This window comes from Legionella sp. PATHC039 (assembly GCF_026191275.1).
GTDB classification, from domain to species: domain Bacteria; phylum Pseudomonadota; class Gammaproteobacteria; order Legionellales; family Legionellaceae; genus Legionella; species Legionella pneumophila.
Genome location: NZ_JAPHOP010000001.1, coordinates 733,195 through 755,520, shown reverse-complemented (window position 1 = coordinate 755,520; position 22,326 = coordinate 733,195). Strand labels below are relative to the sequence as shown.

Here is a 22,326-nt window from a genome sequence, read left to right as displayed (position 1 = left end):
CATTTTTCGCGGTGACTTTCGTAGTGACGATTAATAGGAAGCGAAATAAAATTAATTCAAATAATTTTTTATGCATCTGCCCAGATAAATAGCGAAATGACTTGCTCATTACGATTGCAAATAGTCCTGTTACATAAACGAGATTATTCTGCTGATAGGCTATTCTCCCTGTCTAAAAGGGAAAATCATAGGCGCGTCTCTATTAATCATTGGTTCAATCATAATAAAGTTAGAATCTTAAACCACAAAAACTGTATTCCTCTGCTGTATTAATATGTTCTTCCTTAACACCAGTATCACTCTTTGATATTTTTGGGCCTCTTGATTTTTGATCGTTTAAATCAGAATTAGTCACTTCTTCATTAGCACTCAATTTATCTTTTTTTAATCCATTTAGAATTTTTTGATGAGAACCCTGATCTTCGCATTGCTTCTCCATCGAGCTTCCGATTATTGGCTCAACAGGATGATCTTGCACCTGATTATCAGATATAACATATGCAGCCAGGGTAGCAGCAAACACTCCTGTAGCAAAGCCTCCCAATGCAAACATAAGCGCAGTAGCCGCAGGTAACGCAAAAATCCCGGATAATCCAATTGACAATGGAACTAAAACGATGGCTAGAGTCATTCCTAGCAAAAACACAGGAATTATAGAGAGAGAAACTACAAAATCTGTAGCAAACCAACCCAATAAAGCAGTCGCTCCTGAACTAGCAAACGAAGTCAAACCCAAGCTCCCCCAAAATTTCATGAAACCAAATTTTTTCCCGGGAACATTATCCTCATTCTGTTGTGATAAAGTGTTTCCACCTTCCAAAGAGTTGGATTGACACCGTAAATCATCATGGCTAATCAGCAACTCAGATTTATCTTTTGTTAATTCATTGATCAGACCATTTCCATTATTGTTTTGTGGCAAACTGGGATTATTTTTTAACCGATGTGCAAACGTTGCAGCAACCCCTCCAAGAAACAACCCTGATACAACAAGCAGTAAACCAGGTAAAATAACTGGTGAAGTCAACACAGCCGGGGCGGCGCTCATAAGGAGCATAAACCCTATGTAAAAACCCAAACTGAAGGAGTCAACGATAACAGCAGCTAATGTCATCCCCGAGGCCAACCATAAGATAATTGCAGCTGCTCCCACACTTAATAACGCAGCAATCATGTGAGATCTTAAGGAAGGTGTAAACTCACTGTTTTTCTTGTTTGATACTGCCATTTTTTCCTCCCTGTATACCTGTCACTTACTTTAAAAAAGTCTCAATTAAACAACACATTGTTGCGCCCAAACTCTGAGCATTGCATTACCTGATTTATGCAAATGAAAAGCAGCCTCCCTAACCTCCACTCCATAGTTCTCCTGTTGCAAGCCTAATAAAACCGGCCCTAGAAATTGTGAAGTGTTACCTTCTCTATCAATCAATGGAAAAATTCTTACTTCTTTAGCTACCCTTGCTAATTCACGAATTGCAATCAGGTGAAAATCAACCGTTTGATCGTCAAGATCTGCAAAAAAATAATGAGAACTCAGAGCAAAATCAAAGGTAAAATCGGCAAACGGTAAATGATAATCGGTAAGCCCGAGGTACCTTCCATCAGCCTTGCCTTGTTCATAATCCGCAAAAAACTGCTTCATTCCTTCTTGTCTTTCCTGAAGCAATTTGTCCAAACTACCATTACGGCTAAAGTCAAATTGATCCTGATGCTGCCTAACCTCTTCAGCCATATTCGCAAAAATCATTTTTGCTTTGGCAAGCAGCGTATCTTTATCCAATACGAATAAAGGGTCACAACTCACTACTCCTTTTTTTTTCACTTGAGTTTGCTGGTAATTAACAGCGCTAGGACCGCAACCGTATTCTAATAGTCGTAAATTCTCTACTCCCTGGGGTAAATCAAACATCTCACGATAGTCTTCAATTCCATGCCCCCATAATACCAGTTTTCTCATTAGAAATACTCCTCTTCTAAATCCATTTGGATTACACTATGGCTAAAGATTAGGTGATTTTTTTACCCAGGTAAAGAATCATTTTAACCACTGGCCGGGCTAAAGGTGTTTTTAAGACAAAAATTTAAAAAGTTTGGAGAGAAAAGCCACCTTGCGATTGAACAAATGAATATTTACCATTCAAATTCTTTCAATTTTTCGCAATAAGACATCCGTATATTATCAAATGTATCAGTGGGTTAAAAAGATTGTCTTGGAAATAAACAGGAAGGTGACAAGTACGCTTCATTTGGGTATAGTCTAGCGTATTTATCAACATAACAGGATGTCACTCATGTACACAGGCTTAGACTTTCAACTGGGCGAAACGTATGACATGTTACGAGACAGCGTCAACCAATTTGCCCAAACTGAAATAGCTCCTTTAGCTGCACAAATCGATGAGAAAAATACTTTTCCTAACCATCTCTGGAGAAAACTGGGAGAAATGGGATTACTTGGCATCACAGTAAGTGAAGAATATGGTGGTGCCAATATGGGATACCTCGCGCATGCCATAGCAATGGAAGAAATTTCCAGAGCCTCTGCATCAGTTGGTTTAAGTTATGGCGCGCACTCTAATTTGTGTGTCAATCAAATCTTTTTAAACGGAAATAATGAGCAAAAGCAAAAATATTTGCCTAAACTTATAAGCGGTGAATATATTGGTGCTTTGGCAATGAGTGAGTCCAACTCAGGGTCCGATGTAGTCAGTATGCAATTACAAGCCCGTACTGCTGGAGACAAATATATTCTTGACGGCACAAAAATGTGGATAACCAATGGTCCTGACGCGAATGTTTTGGTTGTCTATGCTAAAACAGACAAGCAGGCTGGAAGCAAAGGGATTACTGCCTTTATTATCGAAAAAGGAATGTCCGGATTTAAAACAGCACAAAAACTAGACAAGCTTGGTATGCGTGGGTCAAACACATGTGAATTGGTATTTGATCAATGTGAAGTGCCTTCTGAAAATGTTCTGGGAACAGTAAATCAAGGGGTCAAGGTATTAATGAGCGGCTTGGATTATGAACGCACAATCCTTGCTGCCGGACCAGTTGGAATTATGCAAGCTTGTATGGATGTTGTATTACCCTATGTCCATGAACGCAAGCAATTTAATCAGGCGATAGGTGAGTTTCAATTTATTCAAGGCAAACTTGCTGATATGTACACTGATTTGAATGCTTGCAGAGCTTATCTGTATGCCGTTGCCAAGGCTTGTGACAACGGTAGGGTTAGTCGTAAAGATGCTGCAGGAGTTATTTTATATACTGCAGAAAAAGCAACACAAATGGCTTTACAGTCAATACAGATTCTTGGAGGAAATGGTTATATTAATGAATATCCTACAGGACGTTTATTAAGGGATGCGAAGTTGTATGAAATTGGGGCAGGCACTTCTGAAATAAGAAGAATGCTAATTGGTCGTGAACTTTTTAAAGAAACAGCATAAGGAATGAGACAATGGAACATAATGATGTCGTGATAGTCGCAGCAAAAAGAACACCAATGGGAGCTATGCTAGGCAATTTATCTGCACTTTCCTCCCCAGAGTTAGGGGCAGTAGCGCATATGGCAGCGTTGTCTCAATCAGGTATTGCTCCGGCAGAAATCGATGAAGTGATCAGTGGTTGTGTATTACAAGCTGGTATTGGTCAAGCTCCTGCCAGACAGGCAGCAATAAAAGCAGGCATACCTAATTCGACAGGAGCCACGACCATTAATAAAATGTGTGGTTCGGGCATGAAGGCTGTGATGCTTGCGCATGATTTAATTAAGGCAGGTACAGCTAATGTAATTTTGGCTAGCGGTATGGAAAGTATGAGCAATGCCCCCTATTTATTATCCAAAGCACGAGCAGGATATAGACTGGGTCATGGTGAACTGAAAGATCATATGTTCCTTGATGGATTAGAAGATGCCTATGATAAAGGACAATTAATGGGGTGTTTCGCTGAAACAACTGCAAAACACTTTAATTTCAGCAGAGAACAACAAGACGAATATGCCTTACGCTCAATGACCAAAGCGCTAAAAGCAATAGAGAATGGTGCCTTTCGAGAAGAAATCGCGCCTGTCACCTTAACTACCCGCAAAGGAGATATCACGGTTGACGTCGATGAAGGGCCTGAGACAGCCAAACTTGCCAAAATACCTCAGTTAAAACCAGCCTTTCAAGCAGATGGTACAGTCACAGCAGCCAATTCAAGTTCTATTTCAGATGGCGCGGCCAGTTTAATTTTAATGAGTGCCTCAAACGCAGAAAAACGTGGCATTAAGCCCTTGGCAAAAATCATAGCACATGCCAGCCATTCCCAAGCCCCACAATGGTTCACAACCGCTCCTGTTGATGCAATCCGTAAGGTAATGAACAAAGCGTCATGGAAACAAGATGATGTGGATCTTTTTGAGATTAATGAAGCGTTTGCAGTAGTAGCGATGGCAGCAATTACTCAGCTTGAATTGAACCCGGAACAAGTCAATATACATGGCGGGGCATGCGCTTTAGGGCATCCCATTGGTGCTTCGGGAGCTCGCATTCTGGTTACTTTAATGCATGCGCTAAAACACCAGGGTAAAAAACGCGGAATAGCTTCTTTATGTATAGGCGGTGGTGAAGCAACAGCTATGGCAATTGAGCTAATTTAACGGTTAAAGATGACCTGGGTAAAACCTTTATTTTTACCCAGGTTTTTATATTAAAACTGGTTGCTATTTTTATTTGCGACCAGATAATGTTTTACCTATCAAAACCAACTTGGTTATAACAATAATAAAGGATGTACATGCTAAGACATAGTCTCATTTACCTTCTACTAAGTATTCTTATTGTCGTATTTGCAAAATATGCCCATCTTATCGTAGTTTACATCGATATGTTTTTCACTTACGTTAATTTAAAATTAACACCTATATTCAGCCAAACAGGTTGGGGACTGATTATCAGGAAAATTCTAGTCCTTATGTTATTACCCATAATCATCGCAGGAATCCCAGCGCTAATTTACCGGGCACTCAAAGGAAAAGACATGCCCCATTTTATTGCGATTGTCTGGATAATATGGACCATCATAGTCTTGAGTGATATTTTGATTCGGTAAGGATAAAAAATGGCTAAGTTAACTACTCAAATCAATACCAGCAGTCAGGAATTCAAAAATAATCAGGCGAATATGCAAGCATTGGTTACTGATTTAAGAGAAAAAATACATCAAATCTCTCTGGGTGGAGATGAAAAAGCACGTACCAAACATCAACAACAAGGCAAACTACTTCCGAGAGAACGCTTACACCAGTTGCTGGATCCAGGTAGTCCTTTTCTTGAGCTATCTCAACTTGCTGCCTACCAAGTCTATGAAGACACAATACCCGCTGCAGGAATAATCACTGGCATTGGAAGAGTGGCAGGAAACGAATGTGTGATTGTGGTCAACGATGCCACTGTTAAAGGTGGAACATATTATCCTCTGACCGTAAAAAAACACTTAAGGGCACAAGAAATTGCATTGATAAACCATCTTCCATGCATCTATCTGGTGGATTCAGGAGGTGCCTTTCTACCGCTTCAAGATCAGGTCTTTGCCGATAAAGAACATTTTGGACGTGTTTTTTATAATCAAGCGCAAATGTCAGCATTAAATATTCCTCAAATAGCCGTGGTTATGGGATCTTGTACGGCGGGAGGAGCCTATGTACCAGCCATGGCTGATGAATCTATTATGGTCAAGAATCAGGCAACCATATTCCTTGGAGGCCCTCCTCTCGTTAAAGCAGCAACAGGAGAAGTAATCAGTGCGGAAGAATTAGGAGGAGCCGAAGTTCACTGTCGCCACTCAGGAGTATCTGATCATTATGCGGAAAATGACGCTCACGCGCTTTATTTAGCGCGAGTCGCCATTAGCAATTTAAATCGTAAAAAACCAGATTCCATTCATAGAGTGGATACAGTTCCTCCTCTTTATGATAGCGAAGATCTTACCGGAATAATTCCCACTGACCCTAGAAAGCCTTTTGATATAAGAGAAATTATTGCTCGAGTGGTAGATGGTTCAGAGTTTGATGAATTCAAAGCACTTTTTGGAACAACCCTGGTTTGCGGTTTTGCTCGCCTATATGGATATCCTATAGGGATTATTGCTAATAATGGCATACTTTTTAGTGAAAGTGCGCAAAAGGGCAGCCATTTCATAGAGCTGTGCTGTCAACGTAAAATACCACTTGTATTCCTGCAAAATATTACAGGATTTATGGTGGGCTCCAAATACGAAGCATCAGGTATTGCAAAACATGGAGCCAAAATGGTGACAGCAGTTGCCAATGCTAATGTACCCAAATTTACCATCATTGTTGGTGGAAGTTTTGGAGCAGGTAATTATGCCATGTGTGGCCGGGCATATGCTCCTCGTTTCCTATGGGCCTGGCCTAATGCACGCATCTCAGTTATGGGCGGTGAACAAGCAGCGAATGTTCTCGCGCAAATCACCAGAGAGAAATATGCAAAGCAAGGAAAAGAATGGTCACTCGAAGAAGAAGAACAATTTAAAACTCAAATGAGAAGTCAGTATGAAACTCAGGGAAATCCTTACTATGCCAGTGCCAGGCTTTGGGATGATGGGGTCATCGCGCCTCAGGATACACGCAAAATACTCGGACTTGGATTATCTGCAGCCTTAAACGCACCGATTGAGGATACTCGTTTCGGTGTATTTCGCATGTAAAAGGAAAGGAACAATAGGCATGAGTGATTTATTATATGAAATTCAAGATAAAGTAGGTTTACTTACTATGAATCGAATTAGCAAGCATAATGCGTTCGATAATCAACTGCTGACTGAAATGAGAATACGACTTGACTCCGCAATAAATGATACTAACGTTCGCGTCATAGTACTTAAAGCGAATGGAAAGCATTTTTCAGCTGGTGCTGATTTGACCTGGATGCAAAGCATGGCTAACTTTACTGAAGAAGAAAACCTGGAAGACAGTCTGGTATTAGGTAATTTAATGTATAGCCTCAGTCAAAGCCCAAAACCTACTATCGCCATGGTTCAAGGTGCCGCTTTTGGTGGTGGAGCTGGATTGGCAGCAGCATGTGATATCGCCATTGCATCTACTTCAGCACGTTTTTGTTTTTCTGAAGTGAAATTAGGTCTTATTCCAGCAGTAATTAGTCCCTATGTAGTTAGAGCAATAGGTGAACGAGCGGCAAAAATGTTATTCATGAGCGCTGAAGTTTTTGATGCCACACGTGCATATTCTCTTAATTTAGTTCAGCACTGCGTCCCTGATGATACGTTGTTGGAGTTTACTCTCAAATACGCCTCGCAAATCAGTAATAATGCTCCAGAAGCGGTTAAAAACTCAAAACAACTGGCACAATACGTCGCTAATAAAAAAATAGATGAAGAACTGGTTCGCTACACTGCTTCTCTGATTGCTCATAAAAGAGTATCTGATGAGGGGCAAGAAGGGCTTAAAGCATTTCTCAATAAAGAAATACCCAACTGGAATAAAGGTTCTGGACATGTTTAATAAAATATTAATTGCTAATCGAGGCGAAATAGCCTGTCGAATCATTAAAACAGCACATTCTATGGGTATTCAGGCTATTGCCGTTTATTCAGCAGCAGATAGAAACAGCCTTCATGTGCGATTAGCTGATAGCGCTTATTATATTGGAGAAGCGCCAGCTAAAGAGAGTTATCTGAATATTGACCATATTATTGGGGCAGCTAAAGAAAGTGGAGCACAAGCCATCCATCCTGGCTATGGATTTTTATCTGAAAATCCTGATTTTGCCAAAGCCTGTGAACAAGCAGGTATTGTTTTCATCGGTCCCTCCATTAAAGCGATGGAAGCGATGGCATCCAAACAATTAGCTAAACAACTTCTTGAAAAAACAAAAGTACCACTTACACCTGGCTATCATGGTGTTGAACAGTCTGAAGAAAAACTGTTGAGCGAAGCTAAAAAAATTGGATTTCCAGTACTGATTAAGGCCGCTAATGGTGGTGGTGGAAAAGGAATGCGAGCAGTACATGATGAAAAAGAGTTTCATGATGCATTAGCAGGAGCCAAAAGAGAATCTATGGCCTCCTTTGCGGATGATACTATGATAATTGAACGATTAGTTCTTAATCCTCGTCATGTTGAAGTACAGATCATGGCGGATAATCATGGAAATGTTGTACATTTGTTTGAGAGAGATTGTTCAATTCAGCGCAGACATCAAAAAATTATCGAAGAGGCCCCTGCTCCCAATTTATTGCCCATGCTTCGGCAAAGGCTGGCAGAAGCAGCCTGCGAAGTAGCCCGCTCCATCAACTACAGAGGAGCTGGAACAGTAGAGTTTTTGGTAGACGGTGAAGATAAATTCTACTTTATGGAAATGAATACAAGACTTCAAGTAGAACATCCTGTCACAGAAATGATTACAGGACTCGATCTTGTCGCTTGGCAGATAAGAGTTGCAGCGAATGACACATTACCTTTGCTTCAAAATCAAATTCAAGCTCAAGGCCATGCAATCGAGTGCCGTATTTACGCCGAAGATCCCTATCAGGGTTTTATACCCTCTATTGGTCAACTTCAATTCTTAAAAGAACCCTCTGGCGATGGCATACGCATTGATACAGGTGTTACTTTGTCTTCAGAAATAACAAGGTATTATGATCCCATGATAGCCAAGCTAATTGCCTGGGGACACAATCGTGAAGAAGCATTACAGAGGTTGGAGCGTGGCCTGTCTCACTATGACATTGGCGGGGTAAAAACAAATATACCGTTTCTAAGAGCCATTTGCCGACATGTAAAATTTAAAGAGGCAAAATTAAGTACTGATTTTTTAGAGAAAGAAAACATAAATCTGCCTAAACCAGATAATGAGTTAGGTATACTCCTGGCCATAAGTTGTGATTATTTAGGCATGGTTAATCGAACTATGGATCCCTTATTGCAAGATGCATTTGGCTGGCAAATGCATCTTTCTAGCCATTGGGTATGGCGTTATCAATTGAGCTCCACGATAATTGAAGCTCAGATTACACCTATAGATAATAAAAAATTTAAAGTAAAAATTGAAAACAAGGAAATGGTCATCCATGCCAGATATGACATTGACCAGCTTATTATTGAAATTGATCAAAAATCAGTGAAAGCTAGAGTAGAAAACAAAGATTACCGTTTGATCTTCTATACTGACAAAGGCCAACTTTCAATCGAACGCTTCTACTGGAGTAAACTGGATGCTCAAACTTCTGCCCATAAAGGCCAATTAACCGCGCCAATGCCTGCCACTGTCGTTGCTATTTTAAAAAATATTGGTGAACAGGTAAAAGCCGGTGAAAGCTTAATTGTACTTGAGGCAATGAAAATGGAACACACCATTCACGCTCCAATCGATGGTATATTATCAGATATTTTTTATTCTGTAGGTTCCCAAGTGAGTGAGGGAGCAGAACTGTTAGCACTTAGCGAATCGGATACTTAAGAGAATATTTATGGACTATCCTCAGCATGTGACAATAATCGAAGTAGGTCCTAGAGATGGCTTACAAAATGAGCCATCTTTTCTCCCCAGTGATAAAAAAATTGAATTAATCAATTTACTCAGTCAGACAGGGCTGAAAGAGATAGAAGTTACCAGTTTTGTTTCTGCAAAAGCAATTCCACAGCTAGCTGACAATGAAGAAGTATTTCAATCTATTAATAAGACTCCCTCCATCAACTACTCTGCCCTGGTTCCAAACGAACGTGGAATGCTTAAAGCTTTGGAAATGGGAGTACAAAATATTGCAGTATTCACTGCAGCAAGTGAATTATTCAATCAACGCAATATTAATTGTTCTATTAAAGAAAGTATAGAACGCTTTAAACCTGTTTTAGCATTAGCAAAAACTAATCAAATTAGAGTGAGAGGCTATATCTCCTGCGTATTGGGCTGCCCCTATGAGGGATATATACAACCGAGTCAGGTTGTTAGTGTCACTAAAATGCTTCTTGATCTGGGCGTACACGAAATTTCGTTGGGAGATACTATTGGCGTGGGAACTCCGAGGCAAACTCAGTTGCTTCTTGATGCCATACTACCCATACTTCCAATCACACAATTAGCCATGCATTTCCACGATACTTATGGACAAGCCGTAGCAAACATTTATGCCTCCCTTGAATATGGAGTTAACCGCTTTGACAGCTCTCTTGCGGGTCTTGGAGGTTGTCCATATGCTCGAGGTGCCAGTGGCAATGTTGCAACAGAAGATGTACTTTATTTGATGCATGGATTGGGTATTGATACAGGGATAGATATATTCAAAATTGTTGCTGCCGGAGATATGATTTGCAAAGCATTAGGACGAAAAAACCAATCCAAAGTAGCTAATGCCATGCTAGCCAATCCATGTAATTAGGAAGTTCCATCATTATTGACTTTGATAAGTACTAAAAATCGGAAACTTAAAGAGAAGTGCCCAGTTTTGTGCTAGCCTATACTTATAAACAAATTACTGATGAAATTTTCCAGTGTAAAACCCAACATTCAAAACAGAACTGTGAGAGAAATTTTCATGAACGACAAAGTATGGACACCTAAAAACCCTGAACAAACAAGAATGTGGCAATTTATGGATTTTGCCGCTAAAAGGCATTGTCAGGTTTTTGAAAATTATCAAGACTTACATACCTGGTCAGTAAAGCATCCTGAATCATTCTGGGAAACTCTTTGCCTTTTCTTTAAATTGAACTTTGATACAACACCACACCAAATTCTGAATTATTATTCTGAGATGATTGAAGCCCGCTGGTTTTCAGGAGCTCGCTTCAATTTCGCTGAAAAATTATTAACCCGTAGAGATAATCACCCTGCCCTAATAAGCCTTGATGAAAATGACTGCAAAAGTGTCATTAGCTACGCTGAATTATATGAAAAAGTAGCCCAATGCGCTGCAGGTCTTAAAGCAGTTGGTGTCGCCACTGGCGACCGAGTGGCGGCAGTGATGCCTAATACTTCTTACACAATCATTGCCATGCTGGCAACAACTTCTTTAGGGGCAATCTGGTCATCCTGCTCACCTGACTTTGGTACCCAGGCTGCACTTGACAGGATAGGACAAATTGAACCTAAAGTACTCTTTATTTGTGATGGTCATCAATATCAAGGTAAGAAACACAGCAGCTCTGAAAAGGTCGTACAACTTACTGCTGCAATTACTTCTCTAAGACAGGTAGTAATTTGCCCGAATATTAATGAGGAAATTAATCTCGAACAACTGCCTAACGCGTCGTATTGGAGTGATTTTATAAAACCGGAAAAAGAATGTGATTTCATTTCTCTGCCTTTTGATCATCCAGTTTATATTTTGTTTTCTTCGGGAACAACGGGTAAGCCTAAATGTATCGTTCATGGCGCGGGAGGTACTTTAATTCAGCATCTGAAAGAATTAGGTCTTCATTCAGATATTAAATCCACAGACAATTTATGTTTTTATACAACGTGTGGCTGGATGATGTGGAACTGGACTGTTTCTGCGTTGGCATTAGGAGCTACCATCACTCTATATGAAGGTTCTCCAACCTACCCCACAGATAATAGAATGTTTCGACTGATAGATGAAGAAAAAGTCACTGTATTTGGAACTAGCGCCAAGTTCATATCCGCTATTGAAAAAGCCGGGGTAAAACCAAAAAGTGAATTTCAATTATCCGAGTTGCGCTGCATCTTGTCTACCGGCTCCCCTCTTCTACCTAAAAACTATGATTTCGTCTATGAACATATTAAAAAAGATCTGCAATTAAGTTCTATTTCAGGAGGAACAGATATTATTTCTTGTTTTGCATTGGGAAATCCTATTCTCCCGGTTTATAGGGGTGAATTGCAATGCATTGGATTAGGTATGGAAGTTGCAGTGTATGATGAGCAAGGCCATTCAATCAAACAAAAACGTGGTGAGTTGGTTTGCACCAAACCTTTCCCTTCCATGCCAGTCTGTTTTTGGAATGATAAGGATAGACAAGCATATAAACATGCTTATTTTGAGCGCTTCCCAGGGGTGTGGGCACATGGCGATTTCGCTGAAATAACTGCCCACAATGGATTAATTATCCATGGACGTTCCGACGCTATATTAAATCCGGGAGGAGTGCGTATAGGAACAGCTGAAATTTACAGGCAAGTTGAAAAAGTAGATGATGTTGTTGATAGCATAGTCATTGGGCAAGATTGGCAGGATGATGTACGAGTGGTTTTATTCGTTAAGTTGCGTGAGGGAAAAAAATTGGACGATGAATTAATCAATCTCATTAAAACAACCATTAGAAAAAATGCCTCACCACGGCATGTGCCAGCTAAAATACTACAAGTCCCAGACATTCCTAAAACCCTTAGCGGGAAAGTTGTGGAGCTCGCTGTCAGGCAAGTTGTTCATGGTCAATCAGTAAGTAACTTACAGTCTTTGGCAAACCCACAAGCATTAGAATATTTTAAAGACAGGGACGAATTGAAAGGCTAAAATTGCGTGAAAATAGCTATTTCCAGCACGAATTCACATTAAAATTCATCTCGTATCAACCAATAGAAAGGGCAACTGCAAGAGTTGCCCTTTCATGTCAATACTTATTATTTAAATATTATTTGAATGAAAAAAATTTAATAATCCTCATAATTTGAGGAAAACTCATTTACCCGAATACTTTAAAACCATCCCCTAATTTACAATTCATTTGATAACTTCCTAATCGCTCATAACTACTTGCATTCAGCACAGTGGTTTTAATTGAAGCATCACCCTCAGAATCTAAATTAAATTTACTGTAATCAAACATAGGTGTACCGCGAGCTACCGGATCATCAAGAGTAAAATGCCTATCTGAGGCTGTAACACGGTTATCACCGACTACCATAACTGCATTCGGAGTAACTGAAACTATTGCAGAATTCAATGGCATTTCCGAGGTACATTTTTTTAAGTTAATTACAAAAGTGATTCGCTTTCCTTCAGCTATGGCATCTACTATATTTTGAAAAGTTTTTAATTCTACTGCTGCCTGCGCTGTGAATGAGCACAAGGTAAAAACTGCTAAAAAAATCTTTTTCATGAATAATGTTCCTTGTATTAAAACCGGCTTAAGGTTGCCAATAAGAATTTATCTTGTCAATCCTCAACCAAAATAATTATTTTCAGACCGAATGACAACGCGTATCTGGTTAATGCGAATTACCTCTTTTTATATAAACCAAAAGCCAACCCATAATCATTAAAAAAAAATCGAGGTACCTCAACAGAGTTAAGATTTTTCTTTGTTTATGAAGCCAGTTTGTGTATACTTGTGCATAGCGTCGATTTGAAACACAGCTTGCGGACGCTCAAAAGATTTATTCCTCATGTTTAAGAACATGAAAACTCTAAAATCGAGGTAAAATGCAATTATTGCTTTTTATTAAGAATTATTGTTTTTCAATGCTTCAGATATCTTTTGAAAATACGGCTAAAGCGGTTGCTTTCTAATCCCAACTTTATGCCCCGCAAGCGATATTCCCAGGTTATAGTAATGATTGAATTATGTGGGCTAAAAAAATCTTTCTCTGGTAAACTCGCCTTAAACGATATTAATTTATTTATTCAGGAAGGTGAAATTTTTGGAGTTATAGGGAAAAGCGGGGCAGGAAAATCAACATTACTGCGTTGCATCAATATATTGGAAAAACCTGACGAAGGTGAAGTCATTATTGATGGACAGACTCTGATGAGCCTTTCCAGAAAAGATTTAGCCTTGGCACGTCATAAAATTGCCATGATCTTCCAACACTTTAATTTGCTAAATTCAAAAACTGTTTTTGATAACATAGCCCTTCCGATGAGAATTCAAGGTATAGACGAAGAGTCGATCAAACAGAAAATTGAAGAGCTGCTTCCTGTTGTCGAGTTAACAGATAAGAAAGATGCTTTCCCCTCACAACTTAGTGGTGGGCAAAAACAAAGAGTAGCAATTGCGCGAGCACTAAGTTGTTCTCCCAAAGTTCTATTATGTGATGAAGCCACTTCAGCCCTCGATCCTGCAACTACAGACGCCATATTATCACTACTAAAAAAAATCAATGAATTGTATGGAATTACCATTGTCTTGATTACTCACGAAATGGATGTCGTAAAACGTATATGCCAAAGACTGTCTGTCATGGTCGATGGCAAGATTGTTGAAACTACTGCTTTATCTAATATTTTCAATAAGCCAGAGAGTTTCGCTCGCAAAATGCTTTATGCACAAATTAGCCCTGAACTCCCAACCTGCCTTACTCGCAGGCTGGCAGACTATGCTACTGAAAAACCTCTCGTGAGATTATTTTTTCAGGGCGAGGAAGCAACGGTACCTTTTATTAGCCAAACCAGCAGAGAATTAAACATGGACATCAATATTCTACTGGCAAATATTGATCGTTTCGATGGAGTGACTTGTGGTGTTTTGGTTGTTGAGTTAACAGCGAATCCTTTATTGCTTGAAGCGTTTATCAATCGTTGCGAACAAGCTGGTATTACTGTGGAGGTTTTAGGCTATGTCCTACCAGATGGTTTATGATTTACTTAGCGCAACAGGAGAAACACTTTATATGGTGTTTTTTAGTACTCTATTTGCAGTACTCCTTGGCTTGCCCTTAGGTATATTACTGTACTCATCATCTCGAATAAAACCAAACATTAAATTGAATAAAATTTTATCTGCTCTGATTAATATTTTCCGTTCCATCCCTTTTATCATTTTACTTGTTGCAATTATTCCATTCACTAGGCTAATTGTTGGTACCAGCATAGGGATCAATGCCGCAATCGTCCCATTAACAGTAGGTGCGACCCCTTTTTTTGCAAGGCTGGTTGATAATATTCTCCAATCGCTACCCCTTGGTCTTATTGAAACCGGGTATTCTATGGGAGCTAACACACGCCAAATTATTTTACATATCATATTACCTGAGGCACAATCAGGATTAATCCATTCCATTACAGTGACAGCGATAACTCTGATTAATTATTCAGCCATGGCAGGAGCTGTAGGTGCCGGAGGATTAGGTACGTTAGCAATTAATTATGGTTATCAACGCTTTAACGCTGGCATTATGATAGCCACTGTAATTGTATTAATCATTTTGGTCCAACTAATACAAATGGTTGGAGACTACTTAGCTAAACGTAGCAGACATTATTAATTGGGAGGTTCGATGAGAATTTTAAGTTGTTTGTTTTTAATCATTAGCCTGGTAGCTTGCAGCAGTAAACCAGCCCCCAATACTCTGGTCATAGGTACAATTGCAGGCCCTGAAACAGAACTCATTGAAACAGCAAAACAAGTCGCTGAAAAAGAATATGGGCTCAACATAAAAATTGTTGAATTCAATGATTATAATTTGCCCAATGAAGCACTACAAGATGGCAGTCTAGATGCTAATGTTTACCAACATTTACCTTATTTAAAAGCCGCTATACTGTCCCATGGTTATGATTTGCAGGCAATCGGCAGAACCTTCGTTTACCCAATGGGTATTTATTCGAAGAAATATAAAACACTCAGTGAATTACCTGAAAATGGAATAATTGCAGTCCCTAATGACCCTAGTAATGAGATGCGCGCCTTCTTATTATTGGAGAAAGCTCATTTGATTACTCTTAAAAATACAACGAATAGCGGTATTCAAGATATCGAAAGCAACCCCAAACAATTCAAATTCAAAGAGATAGACGCCGCTCAATTACCCAGAGTACTCCCTGATGTTGACGCCGCAGTAATTAACACGACGTTTGCCTTGCCTGCGGGATTAAGCCCATCAAAAGATGCTTTGTTTACTGAAGGCAAGGATTCACCTTATGCCAATATCATTGTGATACGCCGTGACACTGAAAAAAGGACACAGCTGGAATTGTTTGTGAAGGCATTGAATTCAGAAGAAGTAAAAGAGAAAGCAAAAAAACTGTTTGGAGAAGATGCAATACCAGCCTGGTAATTATTAATAATTTAGCTTAATTTTTACTTAATAAAAAACTGTTATACTTTATCTAGATAACCTTATTGAGGTATTTGATATGGCTTTTTATAATTCTATCCCTTTAATTGGTAAACATTTAAAATCAGAGAGCCGCGCAAAAAACTACACTTCTGAAGAATTTAAAAGGCTAGAGAGAGAATACAGAGATCACATCGGTTTGCCAGAAAACTCAAACTTTAGTTCTGACGCATTCGATAAGCTTGTCAGCTCCAGAGTAGATGATTTCCGGGCTTTTCCAAAAACCAACTTACCCGGGGGATTGCTGTTTCATGATAAACTGAAGGAAGCCAATACTGCCGAAGGTGAAAACATCCGGGATGTCTTAAGTAAAACAGTCTTGGCACCAACTGAAAAATTTAAAACAGCACAAAAAAATTTTACAGAATCAACTTCTACATTTAAAGAGCTCACCAAATTAATTCCAAGCAAATTCCGAGCCCAGGATCTTGTTGGCACCATGAAGGAACTGACTGATGATGCTCGTAAAGCGATAATAGAACAGCAAGCGCATGAAATACAAATGTTGAAAGAAAAATTGGATCCCCAGAAAGAAGGACAAGCTGGTAATTATGTATCCGATTTTAAAAAAGCTCTAGGTCTTAAGGATAATGACGAAGTTAAGAAAGTTTCAGAAGACTTGATTAAGGAATTGGAAGAAACCCATAAAAAACAACTGGGTGAATTCGATAAATCCACAAGCGACTCGTTAAACCAACTGCATAAAGCCTCTGCGAGTGAATCATCAGAGTATCTGTTTCTTGCCAATCTGTATGAAAACAATAAGGAAATGCGTCAAACGCTTGAAAAGTTATATGCCAAAGAACGCCAAAGAAAAGGGCTTCCTCCTGAATCTACAACAGTTCAAGTAGGTATATCAGAAAACAAAGTTGATCTCAATGGAATCAAACTCAAAGATATTCCTGTCATTAAAAGTATTACAGGGAGAGAGATTCATCAACAACCGGATGGCAGTTTTGCAATCCAGATGCCGATGATAAACCCATTCTACTATCAGGATCCAAGGCAAAATGTCAAAACAGACATGATGCTCATTGCTCAGGCTATAAAAGCCTCAGGTTATGACTCTATTGAAATGAATTGTAATTTTCCAAATAGTGAAAAGGTAGCGATGGAAAGGGGCAGGCAAGCTTTTGCCGCCTGTATTGAAGCAGGCTTTCCTGTTGACAAGATCACCATTAATGTTAACGGCAAACCTATGAAGGCGGACGAATTGTTTAAAGAACATCCGAAAACATATCAGGATATTATGTCAAGAGCCTCAAAAATCTCGAAAGATTACGAGGACATCAAAGCGCCCAAAACATCAACTGCTCCAGTAAACACCGTCGCCGTCAAACAGGAAATCGCCACATTACGCGCCAAACAGCAGCAAGAAGAACGAGCTCAAACACAACCTGTTGATGAACAACGACATGGCATGACCCCCAATAATTGACTTATAAGTTGAATTTGGATTGTCTAATCCAAATTTAACAAATTCATTATCCTCCCCGAAATTTGCTCAAAAAATTTCACTACCTCAAACCATCAATTTCTGATACTTTATCCATTCTAGACACTTGAATTTTAAATGACAGATTCTCTGTACCGACACTTATTAGAAGTATCCATAAAACGGACCGGTTACCTTGGATAAACTGTGTCAATAAGGCTATTTGAGGAGGCATTTAAAAATAAAGTGCCAGTATAACTATTCCAGGTATTTTGGTATCATTGAGAATAGATATGGAATTCAACGGGTTAGCTAAGGAGAAAGCTATGAGTACTCGTCGCTTTGATGAATTTGACAATGAAATGGATGATTTTAGTGATGCTGAACCTGTTATACCTGAGGCAAGCCCTTCAACAAAATTGGAAAGACGTAGAAAAATAGAAGATCTATTGGAGGAAAAGCGGTTAAGAGAAGAACTGGAAGAGTTTGGTTAGTTAGAAGAAAATTGAGGCATATAAATGTCAAACCTTACGGTCTTACCATCAATTGAGGCATCTGGCGGGAGTAATGGTTTTACCTTTTGCGGCCACTTGACTACAACTCTTGACTTAACATGAGATAAAGACAACTTGATTAACTCCATTGCATCATGATCCGTTCCAATTAATTGCTGCAAAACTTGCATCTCTTTCTTAACCAAAGCCGATTTGTTTCGTTCTGGGTGCATGGGATCAATGTAAATAATATCGGGATAATCCTTTTCTTGCAAACTATGCAGGAATGAAATAGCGTCACTTGCAATCAAAGACATACACATTTTTTGAATGTCTGCTTCGTTTCTACGAGATAGTGCATCGGTAAGCAGTGCAACCATGACCGGATGACGTTCCAACATAAGCACATCGGCACCAAAAGTTGCTAAAATAGCAGCATCTTTTCCCCAACCTGCTGTAGCGTCCAAAATTTTAATGCCTTTTGTTGGCTTGCAAGCCCTGATCAAACCCTGTCTTTTACCCTCTCCTCTTCTTTTACTCCAGGTCATAACGCTGAAATCAGCAAACATAAGAGAAAAATTTCGTATTTTTAAAGTTAATTTTTCAGGAGTAACAAAAAGGCAGGTATCAGCATTTTGATCTAACTGTAAATTCAATTGATAAGCTAACAATTGTGCTTTTTCTTTGAGTTCATTATTTTCATAACCAACTGCTTTTATTCTATTCATTCTTGCAATAATAATTGATTGACATACTGTAACAGGGAATTATAAATTGGTACTTCAGGATATTGTGCCAACTCGGACATATCAGTCATATTAGAAAGTACAATAATAGGCTGGGCACCAACTGCCAATGCTGCTTGTATATCTGAAACTCTATCCCCGACAAAAGGCACGCTATCCAGCGAACAATTTAACTTTTCTGCCAGAGCCTTTAGCATTCCTGGCTGGGGTTTTCGGCAAAAACAGTTGTCTTCAGGTAAATGGATACAATACTCTAAGGCGTTAATTTGCCCCCCTGCTTCTGCAAGCACCTCCCTCAACTTACAATGAATGGCAGATAAATCATCCTCAGAGTATAGCCCTCTTGAAACTCCAGATTGATTGGTTGCAACACCGATTTTATATCTGGCAGCACTTAAACGAGCTATCGCAGTAATGCTATCGGGTATAATAATAAGTTCATCAACATTCTTGATATAATTGACTGAGTCAGTGTTAATTACTCCATCTCTATCAAGCAATATAATTCTATTCATAAGTGCTACAACATTGAAATGTCAGCTACACCCTGCAATAACTCTTGTAATCGCTGCAGGAGCGCAAGCCTGTTCTGTTTCAATGATTCCTCTTCAACCATAACCATCACATGATCAAAAAAAGCGTCTACTGGCTCTTTAAGACTAGCCAGAAGCTTAAGTAATGCTTGGTAATCTCCGGCAATGTATAAAGTTTCTACTGTTTTAGTAATTTTATTAAGATGATCAAATAATGCTTTTTCAGCGCCTTCCTCTATAAGCTCTTCCTTAATATCTACTTTTTTATCCGCATTTGCTGCCTGAGCCAAGATATTGCCAACACGCTTACAGGCAGCTGATAATGATGTCGCCTCTGGCATAGAAATAAATGACTTTAAAGCGAATAGACGCTTGTCTAAATCATATAACCAATCATCCTGACGAGCACGGACAGCATGAACCAAATCAGCGCTGATACCTTGATTTTGATAATAAGATTGAAGTCTCTCAAGAATAAATGGTTTTAATTCAGCCACTAAATTCTTGTCTTGAGGGAGTCGATCACCATAATTAGCCAAGGTTTCTTTAATCAAAGTTGATAAATTAAGCGGTGCTGATATTGAGATGAGTAAACGGACTACAGCCAAAGCGTGGCGTCTTAATTTAAAAGGATCTTTTACTCCAGTTGGCTTTTGGCCAATCGCAAAAATCCCCCCCAGAGTATCTATACGATCCGCCAGGGAAAGTGCCTTACCCAAATCAGTCGATGGTAAATCATCACCAGAAAATCTAGGCATGTATTGCTCATTTAAAGCGGTAGCAACAACAGCTTCTTCGCCATCATTAAGAGCATAATAATATCCCATAATCCCTTGCAATTCAGGAAATTCGCCTACCATACCTGACATCAAATCACACTTGCTTAATAATGTAGCTCGCTCAGCCAGGTGAGAGGATAAATTGAGAGACTGGCTTAAATGATCCATCATTGCCTTTATTCGTTGTACCTTATCATACATGCTTCCCAGCTTTACTTGAAAAATAACCTGCTCTGTAGAGGGTATATGCGAGCTTAGCGGCTGTTTTTTATCTTGTTTAAAGAAAAAGGCAGCATCACTTAATCTTGCTCTCATTACCTTCTCATTTCCTAAAACCACTTGTTTTGGATTAGAACTGGCGATATTTGATACCGTAATAAAATAAGGTAGCAGCTCACCATGCTTATTTTTTAGTGCAAAACACTTCTGATGAGATTGCATGGAAGCAATAAGGGCTTCAGCAGGAACCTCTAAAAACTCCTGTTCAAAATTTGCAATGAGCGCTTTAGGCCATTCGACTATTGAGGTGACTTCATCAACCAATTCTTCAGGCATAACCACTGAAGCACCTAAAGGTGCCGCCAATTCTTGTACCTGATGGATAATAGCTTGTCGCCTAGTAGCAAAATTGGCAATTACAAAAGCATCTTTCATCTGATCTTCATAGCTTGCAGCTGAATTTATTCTTATTTCCTGCGGATGATGAAAACGATGTCCCCTGCTATGACATCCACTTGTAACGCCTAAAATTTTATGATTAAGTGTCTCACTTCCATAAAGCATCACGGCCCAATGGACAGGTCGGGCAAATTCGTCGTCTCCTTCTCCCCATCTCATGGGTTTTGCGATAGGTAAAGACTCTAAAGATTGACTAACCAATCCAGGCAAGAGATCTTTTGTTTTAGTACCCTCACTCTGAGTTTCAAAAACAATCCATTCACCTTTGTCAGTTTGAATCTTGGTGAGCGCATCTAGCGTAACACCACATGATTTTGCAAATCCTAACAAAGCAGGAGTCGGGTTACCTGCACTATCGTATGCTGCTATTGCTGCAGGACCGCGTCGCATGACTTTTTGGCTTTCCTGTTCAGTTTGTAAGTCATGAATCACAATAGCCAGGCGTCTTGGTGTAGCGAATCTCTTGACTTCACCATAACTTAAGTGCGCCTTATCTAATGCGGCTAACAATCGAGTAGAAAACTCATTTGCCAAAGGCCAAACAGCACCAGAAGGCAGCTCTTCACATCCTAATTCAAAAATAAAATCATTGACCATTACACACCTTTTGCATAGGGAAACCTAACGCCTCGCGCGCTTGATAGTAAGCTTGAGCTACTGCTCTTGATAGATGTCTTACACGTAATATATACCTTTGCCGCTCTGTCACAGAAATTGCTTTACGTGCATCCAGTAAGTTAAAAGTGTGAGAAGCTTTTATTACCATTTCGTAAGCAGGAAGAGGTAATTGCAAAGCTATCAATTTTTGTGCCTCTCCTTCATAATAATCAAATTGCTTAAATAATTCTTCAACATTGGCATGTTCAAAATTATAAGCTGACATCTCTACTTCATTTTGATGGAATACATCCCCATATGTAACTATACCATTAGCTGTTTTACACCAAGGCAAATCAAATAAGTTATCTACCCCTAAAACAAACATTGCGATACGTTCCAAACCATAGGTTAATTCACCAGTGATTGGTTTACATACAAGTCCACCCACTTGTTGAAAATAAGTAAACTGAGACACCTCCATTCCATTTTGCCAAACCTCCCAACCTAAGCCCCATGCGCCTAGAGTTGGTGACTCCCAATTGTCTTCGACAAAACGGATATCATCCAATAAGGGATCTACTCCAAGTGCGCGTAAAGAATCTAAGTATCTGTCTTGTATATCCAATGGGGATGGTTTTAATACCACCTGAAATTGATAATAATGCTGAACCCGGTTTGGATTTTCTCCATAACGACCATCCGTCGGCCTTCTAGATGGCTGAACATAAGCTGCTGACCATGGCTCAGGTCCAATCGCTCTTAAAAAAGTAGCTGGATGAAAGGTACCCGCGCCAACTTCCAGATCCAAGGGTTGCAAAATAACACATCCAAGATCTGACCAATATTTTTGCAAGGTCAGTATAATTTCCTGAAAAGTAGTAGGTTTAGTCATGAAAATCTCAAAAAACAAATATGATCTTTAAATATAGGTTGGTTATTAATCCTTTTATCCAGGATATATCCCATAAAACCTATCTTTCATTTAGAGAATTAATTATTCAGTCCAATACAT

At 39.3% G+C, this 22,326-nt stretch carries 20 protein-coding genes; 13 read left to right on the top strand and 7 right to left on the bottom strand.

The features are described from left to right. Positions 1 to 229: 229 nt before the first annotated feature. Positions 230 to 1,228, bottom strand: a complete 999-nt coding sequence (locus OQI99_RS03475; protein ID WP_021437077.1) for a hypothetical protein — start codon at positions 1,226 to 1,228, stop codon at positions 230 to 232. Between the two features lie 45 nt (positions 1,229 to 1,273). Continuing rightward, complete coding sequence (locus tag OQI99_RS03470) at positions 1,274 to 1,960, bottom strand: hypothetical protein (RefSeq protein WP_011214081.1); 687 nt, start codon at positions 1,958 to 1,960, stop codon at positions 1,274 to 1,276. 334 nt (positions 1,961 to 2,294) lie between these two features. Between OQI99_RS03470 and OQI99_RS03465 the strand changes: the two genes are divergently transcribed. The 8 genes from OQI99_RS03465 (at position 2,295) to OQI99_RS03430 (ending at position 12,507) form a co-directional block, all read left to right on the top strand. Beyond that, positions 2,295 to 3,455: an isovaleryl-CoA dehydrogenase gene (locus OQI99_RS03465; protein ID WP_197715628.1), complete on the top strand. Its 1,161-nt coding sequence runs from the start codon at positions 2,295 to 2,297 to the stop codon at positions 3,453 to 3,455. A gap of 11 nt (positions 3,456 to 3,466) precedes the next feature. Further along, positions 3,467 to 4,651, top strand: a complete 1,185-nt coding sequence (locus tag OQI99_RS03460; RefSeq protein ID WP_010947551.1) for an acetyl-CoA C-acyltransferase — start codon at positions 3,467 to 3,469, stop codon at positions 4,649 to 4,651. A 137-nt stretch (positions 4,652 to 4,788) separates the two neighbouring features. Further along, positions 4,789 to 5,103, top strand: a complete 315-nt coding sequence (locus tag OQI99_RS03455) for a hypothetical protein (RefSeq protein ID WP_011946750.1) — start codon at positions 4,789 to 4,791, stop codon at positions 5,101 to 5,103. Positions 5,104 to 5,112: 9 nt separating this feature from the next. Beyond that, positions 5,113 to 6,720 carry a carboxyl transferase domain-containing protein gene (locus OQI99_RS03450; RefSeq protein WP_011214082.1) on the top strand — a complete coding sequence of 536 codons (1,608 nt, stop codon included), beginning with the start codon at positions 5,113 to 5,115 and terminating at the stop codon, positions 6,718 to 6,720. A gap of 19 nt (positions 6,721 to 6,739) precedes the next feature. Beyond that, positions 6,740 to 7,534, top strand: a complete 795-nt coding sequence (locus OQI99_RS03445; RefSeq protein ID WP_031285504.1) for an enoyl-CoA hydratase-related protein — start codon at positions 6,740 to 6,742, stop codon at positions 7,532 to 7,534. After that, entirely contained in the window at positions 7,527 to 9,491 is a 1,965-nt protein-coding gene (locus OQI99_RS03440) for an acetyl/propionyl/methylcrotonyl-CoA carboxylase subunit alpha (protein WP_061512532.1), read from the top strand. The genes OQI99_RS03445 and OQI99_RS03440 overlap by 8 nt, the downstream gene beginning before the upstream one ends. Positions 9,492 to 9,501: 10 nt before the next feature. Then, positions 9,502 to 10,410 (top strand): hydroxymethylglutaryl-CoA lyase, encoded by a 909-nt coding sequence (locus OQI99_RS03435; RefSeq protein WP_061512531.1) that lies wholly within the window; start codon positions 9,502 to 9,504, stop codon positions 10,408 to 10,410. A 156-nt stretch (positions 10,411 to 10,566) separates the two neighbouring features. Further along, on the top strand, positions 10,567 to 12,507 hold the full coding sequence (locus OQI99_RS03430; RefSeq protein ID WP_061512667.1) for an acetoacetate--CoA ligase: 1,941 nt from the start codon (positions 10,567 to 10,569) through the stop codon (positions 12,505 to 12,507). Between the two features lie 169 nt (positions 12,508 to 12,676). Here the strand turns inward: OQI99_RS03430 and OQI99_RS03425 are convergent, their stop codons facing one another. Next, positions 12,677 to 13,093 carry a VirK family protein gene (locus OQI99_RS03425; protein ID WP_061512530.1) on the bottom strand — a complete coding sequence of 139 codons (417 nt, stop codon included), beginning with the start codon at positions 13,091 to 13,093 and terminating at the stop codon, positions 12,677 to 12,679. Between the two features lie 453 nt (positions 13,094 to 13,546). Here OQI99_RS03425 and OQI99_RS03420 point away from each other — a divergent pair, with 453 nt between their 5' ends. The 5 genes from OQI99_RS03420 to OQI99_RS03400 all read left to right on the top strand — a co-directional run bounded on the left by OQI99_RS03420 (position 13,547) and on the right by OQI99_RS03400 (position 17,978). After that, positions 13,547 to 14,572: a methionine ABC transporter ATP-binding protein gene (locus OQI99_RS03420; RefSeq protein ID WP_061512529.1), complete on the top strand. Its 1,026-nt coding sequence runs from the start codon at positions 13,547 to 13,549 to the stop codon at positions 14,570 to 14,572. Beyond that, positions 14,550 to 15,197, top strand: coding sequence for a methionine ABC transporter permease (locus OQI99_RS03415; protein ID WP_061512528.1), 648 nt, complete (start codon positions 14,550 to 14,552; stop codon positions 15,195 to 15,197). The genes OQI99_RS03420 and OQI99_RS03415 overlap by 23 nt, the downstream gene beginning before the upstream one ends. Positions 15,198 to 15,209: 12 nt before the next feature. Then, positions 15,210 to 15,989: a MetQ/NlpA family ABC transporter substrate-binding protein gene (locus OQI99_RS03410; protein WP_061512527.1), complete on the top strand. Its 780-nt coding sequence runs from the start codon at positions 15,210 to 15,212 to the stop codon at positions 15,987 to 15,989. A gap of 79 nt (positions 15,990 to 16,068) precedes the next feature. Next, entirely contained in the window at positions 16,069 to 17,487 is a 1,419-nt protein-coding gene (ceg25, locus tag OQI99_RS03405) for a Dot/Icm T4SS effector Ceg25 (RefSeq protein ID WP_061512526.1), read from the top strand. Positions 17,488 to 17,810: 323 nt separating this feature from the next. Further along, positions 17,811 to 17,978, top strand: coding sequence for a PA3496 family putative envelope integrity protein (locus tag OQI99_RS03400; RefSeq protein ID WP_195911903.1), 168 nt, complete (start codon positions 17,811 to 17,813; stop codon positions 17,976 to 17,978). On the opposite strand, the gene OQI99_RS03395 is transcribed toward OQI99_RS03400, so the two are convergent. The 4 genes from OQI99_RS03395 to glyQ are packed head-to-tail and all read right to left on the bottom strand — an operon-like array spanning position 17,975 to position 22,206. Next, positions 17,975 to 18,706, bottom strand: a complete 732-nt coding sequence (locus tag OQI99_RS03395; RefSeq protein WP_061512525.1) for a class I SAM-dependent methyltransferase — start codon at positions 18,704 to 18,706, stop codon at positions 17,975 to 17,977. The two genes, OQI99_RS03400 and OQI99_RS03395, sit on opposite strands and share 4 nt — an antisense overlap. Beyond that, the gene (gene gmhB, locus OQI99_RS03390; protein ID WP_061512524.1) at positions 18,703 to 19,239 is read right to left on the bottom strand and encodes a D-glycero-beta-D-manno-heptose 1,7-bisphosphate 7-phosphatase; all 537 of its coding nucleotides are present in this window, start codon (positions 19,237 to 19,239) and stop codon (positions 18,703 to 18,705) included. The genes OQI99_RS03395 and gmhB overlap by 4 nt, the downstream gene beginning before the upstream one ends. Positions 19,240 to 19,244: 5 nt before the next feature. Then, on the bottom strand, positions 19,245 to 21,311 hold the full coding sequence (gene glyS, locus OQI99_RS03385; RefSeq protein WP_061512523.1) for a glycine--tRNA ligase subunit beta: 2,067 nt from the start codon (positions 21,309 to 21,311) through the stop codon (positions 19,245 to 19,247). Then, on the bottom strand, positions 21,301 to 22,206 hold the full coding sequence (gene glyQ / locus OQI99_RS03380; RefSeq protein ID WP_011214095.1) for a glycine--tRNA ligase subunit alpha: 906 nt from the start codon (positions 22,204 to 22,206) through the stop codon (positions 21,301 to 21,303). The genes glyS and glyQ overlap by 11 nt, the downstream gene beginning before the upstream one ends. Positions 22,207 to 22,326: the final 120 nt, after the last annotated feature.